This is a genomic window from Sorangium sp. So ce726 (assembly GCF_051521405.1).
Classification (GTDB): Bacteria; Myxococcota_A; Polyangia; order Polyangiales; family Polyangiaceae; genus Sorangium.
On sequence record NZ_CP150349.1, the window covers coordinates 583,731 to 596,946 of the forward strand.

Annotated in this window: 5 protein-coding genes; all 5 read left to right on the forward strand. The window is 68.2% G+C overall.

Going from position 1 to position 13,216, the window contains the following annotated elements; translation table 11 throughout:
* Window positions 1-124 precede the first annotated feature (124 nt).
* The 5 genes from rpoB to panB all read left to right on the forward strand — a co-directional run bounded on the left by rpoB (window position 125) and on the right by panB (window position 13,146).
* Window positions 125-4,261, forward strand: a complete 4,137-nt coding sequence (rpoB, locus tag WME79_RS02185) for a DNA-directed RNA polymerase subunit beta (RefSeq protein WP_437531320.1) — start codon at window positions 125-127, stop codon at window positions 4,259-4,261.
* A 141-nt stretch (window positions 4,262-4,402) separates the two neighbouring features.
* The gene (rpoC, locus tag WME79_RS02190) at window positions 4,403-8,686 is read left to right on the forward strand and encodes a DNA-directed RNA polymerase subunit beta' (RefSeq protein ID WP_437531321.1); all 4,284 of its coding nucleotides are present in this window, start codon (window positions 4,403-4,405) and stop codon (window positions 8,684-8,686) included.
* A gap of 396 nt (window positions 8,687-9,082) precedes the next feature.
* Window positions 9,083-11,323 (forward strand): HD domain-containing phosphohydrolase, encoded by a 2,241-nt coding sequence (locus WME79_RS02195; RefSeq protein WP_437531322.1) that lies wholly within the window; start codon window positions 9,083-9,085, stop codon window positions 11,321-11,323.
* 21 nt (window positions 11,324-11,344) lie between these two features.
* On the forward strand, window positions 11,345-11,974 hold the full coding sequence (locus tag WME79_RS02200) for a GNAT family N-acetyltransferase (protein WP_437531323.1): 630 nt from the start codon (window positions 11,345-11,347) through the stop codon (window positions 11,972-11,974).
* Between the two features lie 224 nt (window positions 11,975-12,198).
* The gene (gene panB, locus WME79_RS02205) at window positions 12,199-13,146 is read left to right on the forward strand and encodes a 3-methyl-2-oxobutanoate hydroxymethyltransferase (protein ID WP_437531324.1); all 948 of its coding nucleotides are present in this window, start codon (window positions 12,199-12,201) and stop codon (window positions 13,144-13,146) included.
* Window positions 13,147-13,216 lie beyond the last annotated feature (70 nt).

Below are 13,216 nucleotides of genomic sequence, written 5' to 3' on the forward strand. Positions count from 1 at the left end.
CAAGATGTTTTGGGTCCTCATTCCCTGGGGACGCTCGCTCGCCATTCGTGCGTAGCTTCGTGTTCGTTGCTCGGTTCGAGCCGTGCGCCCGCCCCGCACTGCTCGTGTGAGCCGGAGGAAATCGATGCCGTCGGTCGTCCAATCCAACTTCCGCGTCCGTAAGAACCTGGGTCGCGTTCGTCGCATCATCGACGTCCCCAACCTGATCGACATCCAGAAGTCGAGCTACGACAAATTCCTCCAGATGAGCGTTCCGCCGAACGAGCGGGAGGAGGTCGGGCTGCAGGCGGTGTTCCGCTCGGTCTTCCCGATCAAAGACTTCAACGGCACGAGCGAGCTCGTCTTCGTCTCGTACAACCTCGAGCCGCCGAAGTACGACGTCGATGAGTGCCGCCAGCGCGGGATGACCTACTCGGCGCCGATCAAGGTCACGAACCAGCTGATGATCTACGACACCCGCGACGGCGGGGAGCGGATCGTGCGCGACATCAAGGAGCAGGAGGTCTACTTCGGTGAGCTCCCGCTGATGACCGAGACGGGCACGTTCATCATCAACGGCACCGAGCGCGTCGTCGTCAGCCAGCTGCACCGCAGCCCCGGCGTCTTCTTCGATCACGACAAGGGCAAGACGCACTCGAGCGGCAAGCTGCTCTACTCCGCGCGCGTGATCCCATACCGCGGCTCGTGGCTCGACTTCGAGTTCGACCCGAAGGACATCATCTATGTTCGCATCGATCGCCGGCGGAAGATGCACGCGACGGTGCTCCTGCGCGCGCTCGGGTACTCCACGCAGGACCTGCTGAACTACTTCTACTCGACCGAGACCGTGTTCCTCGAGAAGGGTGGCAAGTACGCGAAGAGCATCGAATACGATCTCCTGGCCGGCCAGCGGACGACGCGCGACATCAAGATCGGCAACGACGTCATCGTCAAGAAGAACACCAAGTTCACCCGAGCCGCCATCCGGAAGATGAAGGAGGCGAAGCTCGAGCGGCTCAGCCTCGAGCCGGAGGAGCTCGTCGGGAAGGTCGCGGCGCACGACATCGTCGACCCGGAGACCGGCGAGGTCGTGGTCGAGGTGAACGAGGAGCTCACCGAGGCGAAGCTCGAGCGGCTGCGCGACGCGAACATCGAGCAGTTCCGCATCCTGTTCATCGACGGCCTGAACGTCGGCTCGTACCTCCGCGACACGCTGCTCACCGACAAGGTGAAGACGATGGAGGACTCGATCCTGGAGATCTACCGGCGGCTGCGGCCGGGCGATCCGCCGACGCTCGAGACGGCCAAGACCCTGTTCCACAACCTGTTCTTCAACGCCGAGCGTTATGACCTGTCGAAGGTCGGCCGGCTGAAGCTGAACTACAAGTTCTACCGGGATGTCCCCGAGGACGAGCGGCCGGGGCTCGATCTCACGGTGCTCACGCCGCAAGACATCCTCGAGACCGTGCGTCACCTGATCGAGCTCAAGAACGGGCGCGGCTCGGTGGACGACATCGACCACCTCGGCAACCGCCGCGTGCGCGCGGTCGGCGAGCTGATGGAGAACCAGTACCGCATCGGCCTCGTCCGCATGGAGCGCGCGATCAAGGAGCGCATGAGCATGTCGCAGGAGATCGACACGCTCATGCCCCACGATCTGATCAACGCGAAGCCGGTCAGCGCGGTCGTGAAGGAGTACTTCGGGAGCTCCCAGCTCTCGCAGTTCATGGACCAGACCAACCCGCTCTCGGAGGTCACCCACAAGCGCCGCCTCTCGGCGCTCGGCCCGGGCGGCCTGACCCGCGAGCGGGCCGGCTTCGAGGTGCGCGACGTCCACGCGACCCACTACGGCCGTATCTGCCCGATCGAGACGCCGGAAGGTCCGAACATCGGCCTCATCGCGTCGCTGTCGACGTTCGCCCGCGTGAACGAGTTCGGGTTCGTCGAGACGCCGTACCGGAAGGTCGAGAACGGCCGTGTGACCGAGGACGTGATCTGGCTCTCCGCGCTCGAAGAGGAGGGCAAGTACATCGCGCAGGCGACCGTGAACCTCGACGAGGGCGGTCGCTTCAAGGAGTCGCTGGTCTCGGCCCGCTACAACGGCGAGTTCAAGATCGTCACGCCCGAGATGGTCGAGCTGATGGACGTCGCGCCGAACCAGATGGTGTCGGTCGCCGCCGCGCTCGTGCCGTTCCTCGAGCACGACGACGCGAACCGCGCGCTCATGGGCGCCAACATGCAGCGTCAGGCCGTGCCGCTCGTCCAGTCGCACGCGCCCCTCGTCGGTACCGGCATGGAGGAGCGGCTCGCCCGCGACTCCGGCGTCTGCGTCATCGCGCGGCGCCCCGGGGTCGTCGAGAGCGTCGACGCGACGCGCATCGTCGTCCGCGCCGAGGGCGAGGGCGCCGAGGTGCCCGATATCTACCACCTCATGAAGTTCCAGCGCTCGAACCAGTCGACCTGCTACACGCAGAAGCCGGTCGTCAGGACGGGCGAGGTGGTGAAGAAGGGCGACGTGCTCGCGGACGGCCCGTCGACGGACATGGGCGAGCTCGCGCTCGGCCAGAACGTGCTCGTCGCGTTCATGCCGTGGCAGGGCTACAACTTCGAGGACTCGATCCTGGTCTCCGAGCGCATCGCCAAGGACGACGTGTTCACCTCGATCCACATCGAGGAGTTCGAGTGCGTCGCCCGCGACACGAAGCTCGGCAAGGAGGAGATCACCCGCGACATCCCGAACGTCGGCGAGGAGGCGCTCAAGGACCTCGACGACTCCGGCATCGTGCGGATCGGGGCCGAGGTGCGGCCGGGCGACATCTTGGTCGGCAAGATCACGCCGAAGGGCGAGACCCAGCTCTCGCCCGAGGAGAAGCTGCTCCGGGCGATCTTCGGCGAGAAGGCCGGCGACGTCCGCGACAGCTCGCTCAAGGTGCCGCCCGGCGTCGGCGGGATCGTCATCAACGCCCGCGTGTTCTCGCGCAAGGGGACCGAGAAGGACGACCGCGCGCGGGACATCGAGGATCAGGAGCGGGCCAGGATCGAGCGGACGCGCGACGAGGAGATCAAGATCCTCCGCGACTCGTTCTTCCGCCGCATCCGCGAGCTCCTCCTCGGCAAGGAGGCGACGGGCAAGCTCGTCGACGACAAGGGCAAGGTGCTCTTCCAGAAGGGCGCCATCATCGACGAGCCCTCGCTCGCCGAGATCCCCCGCAAGTACTGGGGGGAGATCCCCGTCGACGACGCCGATCGGGTCCAGCAGATCCTGCGCGATCTCGAGGAGCTCGTCCGCACGCGCGAGGAGCACTTCCGCGACAAGATCGATCGCCTCTCCAAGGGCGACGAGCTGCCGCCGGGCGTCATCAAGATGGTGAAGGTCTATATCGCCATCAAGCGCAAGCTCCAGGTCGGCGACAAGATGGCGGGCCGCCACGGCAACAAGGGCGTGATCAGCCGCATCCTCCCCGAGGAGGACATGCCGTATCTGCAGGACGGCAGGCCGGTCGATCTCGTGCTGAACCCGCTCGGCGTGCCGAGCCGCATGAACGTCGGTCAGATCCTCGAGATCCACCTCGGGTGGGGCGCCTTCGAGCTCGGCAACCAGCTGCAGCGGATGATCGAGCAGCAGCGGGCGAGCGCCGAGATCAAGGAGCACCTGAAGGCCATCTACGCGGGCGACGAGACGATGAACGGCTTCTTCGACAACCTCGATGACGGCGACGTCAAGCGCTTCGTCAAGACGGTCGATGAGGGCGTGTTCATGGGATCGCCGGTGTTCGACGGCGCGCACGAGTCGGATATCAAGGGCGCTCTCGATCTCGCGGGTCTCCCGACCTCGGGTCAGGCGATCCTCTTCGACGGGCGCACGGGCGACGCGTTCGATCAGAACGTCACGGTGGGCATCATGTACATGCTGAAGCTCCACCACCTGGTCGACGACAAGATCCACGCTCGCTCGATCGGGCCCTACTCGCTCGTCACGCAGCAGCCCCTCGGCGGCAAGGCGCAGTTCGGCGGGCAGCGGCTCGGCGAGATGGAAGTCTGGGCGATGGAGGCCTACGGCGCGGCCTACGCGCTGCAGGAGTTCCTCACGGTGAAGAGCGACGACGTGATGGGTCGCACCCGGATGTACGAGGCCATCGTGAAGGGGGACTACACCCTGGAGGCGGGGCTGCCGGAGAGCTTCAACGTGCTCATCAAGGAGCTCCAGTCGCTGTGCCTGAACGTCGAGCTGGTCGAGACGAGCGCAGGCGTGGAGGCGTCGGCCGCGGAGGAAGAGGAGTGATGCAGTTCGTCACGTCACGAGCGCCGCGCGCCTTTTCGGTGACGGCAGGGGAGGCGCGCCGCGCTGGCGGCGCGCTCCCGAAGGCTCAAACAGTGGGCGCTGACAGGTTCATCGGTTTCGTTTCTGTCTCCGGAGGTCTCCATGCGTGACATCTTCAGCTTCTTCGAGAAGCCCAAGGACCCGCTGTCGTTTAGCGCCATCCGCATCTCGCTCGCGAGCCCGGAGAAGATCCGCGAGTGGTCGCACGGCGAGGTGAAGAAGCCGGAGACCATCAACTACCGGACGTTCAAGCCGGAGCGCGATGGTCTGTTCTGCGCGAAGATCTTCGGGCCTGTGAAGGACTACGAGTGCAACTGCGGCAAGTACAAGCGCATGAAGCACCGTGGCATCGTGTGCGAGAAGTGCGGCGTCGAGGTCATCCAGTCGAAGGTCCGGCGCGAGCGGCTCGGGCACATCTCGCTGGCCACGCCGGTCGCCCACATCTGGTTCCTGAAGAGCCTGCCGTCGCGCATCGGCAACATGCTCGACATCACGCTCAAGGACCTGGAGAAGGTGCTTTATTGCGAGGCGTACATCGTCATCGATCCCAAGGAGACTGGCCTCATGCGGGGCGATCTCCTGAGCGAGGAGCGGTATCTGCAGCTCCTCGACGAGTACGGTGACGACAAGTTCAGCGCCGGCATGGGCGGCGAGGCGATCCTCGAGATGCTCAAGCAGGTCGACGTCCACGGCCTGGCGGAGCTGCTCAGGACGGAGATGCGCGCCGCGACCAGCGAGGCCAAGCGGAAGAAGCTCGCGAAGCGGCTCAAGGTCGTCGAGGCGTTCCGTGAGAGCGGCAATCGGCCCGAGTGGATGATGCTGACGGTGATCCCGGTGCTCCCGCCGGATCTGCGCCCGCTCGTCCCCCTGGACGGCGGCCGCTTCGCGACCAGCGATCTCAACGACCTCTACCGCCGCGTCATCAACCGCAACAACCGCCTGAAGCGGCTCCTCGAGCTGAACGCGCCGGAGATCATCATCCGGAACGAGCGCCGGATGCTGCAGGAGGCGGTCGACGCGCTGTTCGACAACGGCCGCCGCGGCAAGACGATCACCGGCCCGAACAAGCGCCCGCTCAAGTCGCTCTCCGACATGCTGAAGGGCAAGCAGGGCCGGTTCCGCCAGAACCTGCTCGGCAAGCGCGTCGACTACTCGGGCCGCTCCGTCATCGTCGTGGGCCCGACGCTGCGCCTGCACCAGTGCGGTCTGCCCAAGAAGATGGCGCTCGAGCTCTTCAAGCCGTTCATCTACAACAAGCTGGAAGAGCGCGGCTACGTCAACACCATCAAGAGCGCCAAGAAGATGGTGGAGAAGGAGCGCCCGGAGGTCTGGGACATCCTCGAGGAGGTCATCAGCGAGCACCCGGTGCTCCTGAACCGCGCCCCGACGCTCCACCGCCTCGGCATCCAGGCGTTCGAGCCGGTCCTCATCGAGGGCAAGGCGATCCAGCTGCACCCGCTGGTCTGCGCGGCGTTCAACGCCGACTTCGACGGCGACCAGATGGCGGTCCACGTGCCGCTGTCGGTCGAGGCGCAGATGGAGGCGCGCGTGCTCATGATGAGCACGAACAACATCCTCTCGCCCGCGAGCGGCAAGCCGATCATCAACCCGACGCAGGACATCGTGCTCGGGCTCTACTACGCGACCCGCGAGCGGAAGTTCGAGAAGGGGTCGTACCGCGCGGACACCCTCGCCTTCGGCGAGGACGGCGTGGCGCAGGGCTACCTGCGCGGCATCTACGCCTCCCCCGAGGAGGTGCGGATGGCGTACGACAACGGCGAGGTCGCGCTGCACGCCGGCATCCGCGTCCGCGTCCCGATCATCGACGACGACGGCAACCCGCAGCTCGACGAGTTCGGCCACGTGAAGCGCCGCATCGTCGAGACCACGGTGGGCCGCGTCATCATCTCCGAGGTCCTCCCGAAGGGGGTCGCGTTCGAGTACGCGAACAAGACCCTCGACAAGAAGGCGCTCTCGGCGCTCATCGACGTCTGCTACCGCATCCACCGCAACAAGGAGACCGTCCTCCTCGCGGACCGGCTCCGCACGCTCGGCTTCGACCACGCGATGCGGGCGGGTATCTCGATCTGCATGGATCACATGGTGATCCCGCCGGCCAAGAAGGTCCTCCTGGGCGAGGCGCAGAAGGAGGTCGAGCGCGTCGTCGAGCAGTACCAGGAGGGGCTCATCACCGACGGCGAGCGGTACAACAAGATCGTCGATATCTGGGCGAGCATCGCCGACCAGGTCACGACCGAGATGATGGGCGGCATCGGCAAGGAGACGGTCGTCGATCACGAGACCGGCAAGGAGTCGATCGAGCCGAGCTTCAACCCCATCTACATCATGGCCGACTCCGGCGCGCGCGGCTCCACGCAGCAGATCCGGCAGCTGGCCGCGATGCGCGGCCTGATGGCCAAGCCGTCCGGCGAGATCATCGAGACGCCGATCACCGCGAACTTCCGCGAGGGTCTCAGCGTGCTCCAGTACTTCATCTCGACGCACGGCGCCCGGAAGGGTCTCGCCGACACGGCGCTCAAGACGGCGAACTCGGGGTACCTCACCCGGCGTCTCGTCGACGTGGCGCAGGACGCGGTCATCTCCGAGTTCGACTGCGGCACGCTCGACGGCATCCGCGTGGCGAAGCTCGAGGAGGCCGGCGAGGTCATCCAGCCGCTCGGCGACCGCATCCTCGGCCGCGTCGCGCTGGAGGACGTCGTCGACCCGCTCACCGGCGAGGTGCTCATCACGGCGAACACCGAGCTCGACGAGCAGGCGGTGCGGTCCATCGAGGACGCCGGCATCGAGGAGGTCGTCATCCGCTCGGTGCTCACGTGCCAGCTCCGCCGCGGGGTCTGCGCGCTGTGCTACGGGCGCGACCTCGCGCGCGGCTACCGGGTCAACATCGGCGAGGCGGTGGGCATCATCGCCGCCCAGTCGATCGGCGAGCCGGGCACGCAGCTCACGATGCGCACCTTCCACATCGGCGGCACCGCGGCGCGCGGCAAGATCGAGGCGAGCTACCTCGAGGCCCGCACCGAGGGCACCGTCCGCCTCCGCCGCGCGGTCGTCCAGAAGAAGAAGGACGGCACCATGGTGGTCATGAACCGCCACGGCGAGATCGTGGTCGTCGACGAGACGGGTCGCGAGCGCGAGCACAACCGCCTCGTCTACGGCGCCATCCTCAAGAAGGCCGACGGCGAGCGCACCAAGCCCGGCGAGCTGCTCGCCGAGTGGGACCAGTTCGCGACGCCGATCCTCACCGAGGTCTCCGGCGTGGTGAAGTTCGGCGACCTCATCGAGGGCGTCAGCGTGCAGGATCGCCTCGACGAGGTGACGGGCCTCTCGCGAAAGGTCGTCATCGAGTCGAAGGCGGCCGACGTCCGCCCGCGCATCTCGCTGAAGGACCCGGAGTCGGGCAAGACGCTGAAGCTCCCGAACAGCGAGCTCGAGGCGCGCTACCTGCTCCCTGTCGGCGCCCACATCGTCGCGCAGGAGGGGGATCTCATCGAGGCCGGCGAGGTCATCGCCAAGATCCCGCGCGACACGACGAAGGTGCAGGACATCACCGGCGGTCTGCCCCGCGTCGCCGAGCTGTTCGAGGCCCGAAAGCCGAAGGATCACGCGATCATCAGCGAGATCGACGGCGAGGTCACGTTCGGCAAGGACACGAAGGGCAAGCGGAAGGTCATCATCACGCCGTACTCGCCGGACGGGCACGCGCTCGGCGATCAGGCGCGCGAGTACCTGATCCCGAAGGGCAAGCACATCCAGGTGCAGCCGGGTGACCGGGTGCGCGCGGGCGACCCCCTCCAGGACGGCCCGCCGAACCCGCACGACATCCTCCGGGTGAAGGGCGAGAAGGAGCTGTCGGCCTGGCTCGTGAACGAGATCCAGCAGGTCTACCGGCTCCAGGGCGTCGGCATCAACGACAAGCACATCGAGGTCATCGTCCGGCAGATGCTCCGGCGTGTCCGGGTGCGCGAGGTCGGCGATACGAACTTCCTGGTCGACGAGCAGGTCGAGAAGCACATCTTCGAGAAGGAGAACGAGACCGTGCTCGAGCGCGGCGGCAAGCCCGCCATCGCGGAGGCGCTCCTCCTCGGCATCACCAAGGCCAGCCTGTCGACCGAGTCGTTCATCAGCGCCTCGTCGTTCCAGGAGACGACCAAGGTGCTCACCGAGGCCGCGATCAACGGCAAGACGGACGATCTCCGCGGTCTCAAGGAGAACGTCATCATGGGCCGCCTGATCCCGGCCGGGACGGGGCTGCCCGCCTACAAGCGCCTCCAGGTCGTGGTGGAGGGCGAGCCGGTGGCGCAAGCGCCGTACGTCGCCCCGCGGCCGCGTCCCGAGGAGACGCTCACGGCCGTGAACGAGGAGTGACCGCGTGCCGGCGCGCCCAGGGCGGGATCCAACCCTGACCCCGGGCGCGCCGCCCCTCTCCCGAAGCCCGTTTGCGGCATTCCGGGAGGCGTTTCCCCCTTCGCACCAGGCTCACCGGCCTGGCGAGCCGCGCCAGACGTGGCGTGAGCGCCTACCCGGGTCCAGTCTTCACTTCCACGTCGCAGCGTATCGGGTCGAGCGGGCCTCGCCAGCCAACCGGCGTCGGCTGGAATGCTCACGGGGCTCGCGCGCCGCGCCGAGCTCTGCTCTCATTCCTCGAGCGCACCCCATGGCTGCATACGCCGCTAGCGGCAGGCCAGCTCTCCCCGCGTGCTCCCGTTCCGCGAGGGTTCTTGGGCGCGCCACCTCCAATTTCTGGGTAGAATCAGGGTTTCGATGGCTTCCGTTCAAGGATTGAACCAGCGGATTGCCGATCGCCTCGTCCTCGAGGGGCGCATCACCCCGGACGATCACCGTCGTGCGGTGGAGTACGCGATGCGTACGCGCGGCCGTATCGAGGACGCCATCATCGAGCTCGACATCGTCAACGAGTCCGAGCTCCTGAAGTTCATCGCGACCGTCCACAACACCCGCTTCGTCTCGACCGAGAAGCTCTCGAAGGCGATCATCGAGCCCCGAGTGCTCGCCAAGGTCTCGGCGATCACCGCGACGTTGCACGGCGTCTTCCCGGTCCTGCTCGACGATCGGAACACGACGCTCTCGGTCGCGACCGCGGATCCCGACAACGACGTCGCGCTGCACGAGATCCGGCTCGCCGCGGGCGTGCGGGACGTACGCGCCATCGTCGCCAGGCCGGCGGCGGTCCGCGCCGCCATCGCGTACCACTACCGCGGCGACACGACCGCGTTCAGCTCGCTGCTGCGCCCGGTCAACTCGTTCGACGAGATCCTCTACACCAACAGCAATAACCCCTTCGAGCGCGCGTCGATGACACACGAGCGCGCGTCGATCACGCACGAGCGCGCGTCGATGACGCACGTGCCGGCGGTGGTCCCGCAGCCGGGGCACGGGCAGCCGGCGCACGGGCAGACGATGCATGTGGCGCCCACGCAGGCGGCGCCGATGCACCTGCAGACGATGCAAGTGCAGCCGGCGCACGCGGCGGCGCCCACGCAGGCGGCGCCGGTGCCTGCGCCGCTCGTCACGGCGCCCCAGGTCCCCGCGGTGATGCGGGCGCCCTCCGCGCCGCCCCGCGTGGCCCCGGCCGGCCCGCCGCCCACGCCGGTGCCTCCTTCGCCGCCTCCGCAGCAGCAGGTCGCTCCCGCCCCGATCTCGGCGCCGGTCGCCGTGGCGCCGCCTCCGCCGCCGCCGCACCCGACAACGACCCACGCGTACGTCGAGACGCTCAACGTCCTTGTGAGCCTGCTCGAGAACGCGCGGCAGGACCTTCGGGGCCACTCCTCCACGGTCGCTCGCATCGTGCGCAAGCTCTGCGAGCGCATCGGCCTGCCGCCGACGACGGTCGCGAGCTACGTGGCCTCGGCCTACCTTCACGACCTCGGCAAGAACGGCCCGTACCACCTCACCGCGCTCAACGTCGCCGAGTACGAGGGGCACCGGCTCGCCGCGACGAAGAGCGTCGATCTGCCGGCGCACCTCATGGAGTCGGTGGGGCTGCCGCAGGAGGTCGTCTCGGCGATCAGCATGATGTACGAGCGCTACGACGGCAGCGGCTTCCCCGATGGCCTGTCCGGCAAGGAGATCCCGCTCGGCGCGCGCATCCTCGCGGTCGCGGACACCTACGCGGATCTCACGCAGAACCCGCGCAACCCGTACCGCAAGGCGCTCCGCCCGCCGGAGGCCTGCGACGTGCTCGCCCAGTACCGCGCCACCATCTTCGATCCGAACATCGTCGATCTCTTCCGCCAGGTCATGACCGGCGACGACATGCGCGCGAAGCTGCTCTCCGATCGGCACCAGGCGCTCATCGTCGACCCGGATCCCGAGGAGACGACGGTGCTCGAGCTGCGCCTGCTCGAGCAGGGCTTCGAGGTCTCGATCGCGCGCAACGTGGCGCAGGCGCGCCGCGAGCTCGAGACGAAGGACATCGAGGTGGTCGTCAGCGAGATCGACCTCGAGGAGCCCGACGCCGGCCTCACGCTCCGCGCCGACGCGCTGAAGCTCGGCTTCGGCCGCGACAAGACGTGGGTCATCCTCACCGCGAAGACCGACCGGCAGACCGCCCAGCGCGCCTTCGATCTCGGCGTCGACGACTTCGTCTCGAAGCCGGCGTCGACCGACGTCATGGCCGCCAAGCTCCGCCAGCTCATCGAGCGGCGCTCCACGACCGCCGTCCCCCGCGGCGTGTCCGGCTCGCTCGCCGAGATGGGCCTGCCGGACATGATCCAGATCCTGTGGCACGGCCGGAAGACGTGCGCGCTCAAGATCCAGGCGAACTCCATGGCCGGCGAGATCCACTTCGCCGACGGGCAGGTCGTCCATGCGCTCTGGGCCGGCGCGCAGGGCGAGGACGCGTTCTACCGGATGCTCACGCTCCGGGAGGGCGACTTCCGCCTCGACCCGAGCTTCTCGCCCAGCACCCGCAGCATCACCGCGTCGCCCGAGGCGCTGCTCCTCGAAGGGATGCGCCGCCTCGATGAAGGGACCCTGTCCTAGGCGCGTCGCGCTGGAGGCCCCTTGAAGAGCCCCGTCTGCATCGAGACCCCGCGGCTGCGCCTCTTCCTCCCTCCCGTCGAGTTTGCTGGCCGCTACCTCGCCTACTTCGAGCGCAACCGCGATCACCTGGCGCGGTGGGATCCGCCGCGCCCCGAGGGCTTCTACACCGAGGCGTTCTGGCGCGAGCGCCTCCTCCGCGACCACGAGGACTTCGCCGCGGATCGCGCGCTCCGGCTCGCGCTGCAGTGGCGCGGCGCCCCCGGCGGCGAGGTGATCGGAGTCTGCAACTTCACGCAGTTCGTCCGCGGCGCCTTCCAGGCCGCGACCCTCGGCTACTCGCTCGACCAGCGCGCAGTGGGCTCGGGCCTGATGTTCGAGGCGATCGAGGCCGCGATCGCGTACATGTTCGACACGCTCGGCTTCCACCGGGTGATGGCGAACTACCTGCCGCACAACGAGCGCAGCGGCCGGCTGCTCCGGCGCCTCGGCTTCGTCGTCGAGGGGTACGCGCGCGATTACCTGTTCATCGACGGCGCCTGGCGCGATCACGTCCTGACCGCGCTGACCAACCCGAGGCCCGCGCCTCCGGGCGGCTCGCGAACGACGGGGGCAGCGCACCCCGCCCGCGGCGCCGGCCCCCGCCACGGTTGATCCGCCCGCTCCTGCGATCGCGCCGCCGCGCCGCAGGGGGCGCCGCGCGGCGTCCGGCCTGCACGCACCTGGCGGCCGGCGACCGGTCGGTAACCATGCGAGAACGCTGAAGATTGCGGCTTACCCGCCCGCGGCCGCCGCGCGCCGCGTCTTGCCCCGCAGCGGGCGCCGCCCTAGCTTGTCCCGAGGCGTGGACCGCGAGTGCGGCCGCGACCCGGAGGCACATGTACGGTCCGCAAGGCAACGGTGGCGGCAGCGCACGCAGGCCAGCGCAGCGCTCGACGAAGGTCACGGTCCCCGAGATCCGCTCCCGCAAAGGGGTCTCGCCGATCGCGATGGTGACGGCGTACGACTTCACGATGGCGCGGCTGCTCGACGAGGGCGGCGCCGATCTGCTGCTCGTCGGCGACTCGCTGGGGATGGTCGTGCAGGGGCACACGACGACGCTCCCCGTGACGGTCGAGGAGATCTGTTACCACGGGCGCGCGGTGACGCGCGGCGCGCGGCGGGCCCACGTCGTGGGCGACATGCCGTTCATGAGCTTCCAGCTCTCTCCGATGCACGCGCTCGAGAACGCCGGGCGCATGATGAAGGAGGGCAGCTTCGAGAGCATCAAGCTCGAGGGAGGCGAGGAGATCGCCGAGCACGTGCGCCGGATCGTCGCCGCGGGCATCCCGGTGATGGGTCACCTCGGGCTCACGCCGCAGTCGGTGCACGCCATGGGCGGCTTCAAGGTGCAGGGCAAGGGCGACGAGGCGGCCGAGCGCCTCATCGCCGACGCGCGCATCCTCGACGAGGCTGGCGCCTACGCGATCGTGCTCGAGGCGATCCCGCCGGACCTCGCGCAGGAGGTGACGGCCGCGGTCTCCGTCCCGACGATCGGCATCGGCGCCGGGGCCGGCTGCGACGGGCAGGTGCTCGTCTGTTACGACCTGCTCGGGATGTTCCGCGAGCTGACGCCGAAGTTCGCGAAGCGCTTCGCCGAGGTCGGCGATCAGATCGTGGAGGCGACGCGCGCCTACGTGGGCGAGGTCCAGTCGCGCACGTTCCCCGCTGCAGAGCACAGCTTCAAGCCGAACGGGCCTCGCCGGGCAGCCACCGTGCCCGCCGCGCCGGCCAAGCCCGAGTTCGCGCCGGCAGACGAGATCCCCCCGCACTGGCAGACGCACTGAGCGCGACAGCGCGGCGCGGCGGGTTGACTCGACTCGACGCGGGCTGCTCCGCGCCGGCACGTGCGTGCTC

What these genes read in the sequence shown, in the direction of transcription:
- rpoB (WP_437531320.1), top strand. Translation starts at nt 125, where the DNA reads ATGCCGTCGGTCGTCCAATCCAACTTCCGCGTCCGTAAGAACCTGGGT.
- rpoC (WP_437531321.1), top strand. Translation starts at nt 4,403, where the DNA reads ATGCGTGACATCTTCAGCTTCTTCGAGAAGCCCAAGGACCCGCTGTCG.
- WME79_RS02195 (WP_437531322.1), top strand. Translation starts at nt 9,083, where the DNA reads ATGGCTTCCGTTCAAGGATTGAACCAGCGGATTGCCGATCGCCTCGTC.
- panB (WP_437531324.1), top strand. Translation starts at nt 12,199, where the DNA reads ATGTACGGTCCGCAAGGCAACGGTGGCGGCAGCGCACGCAGGCCAGCG.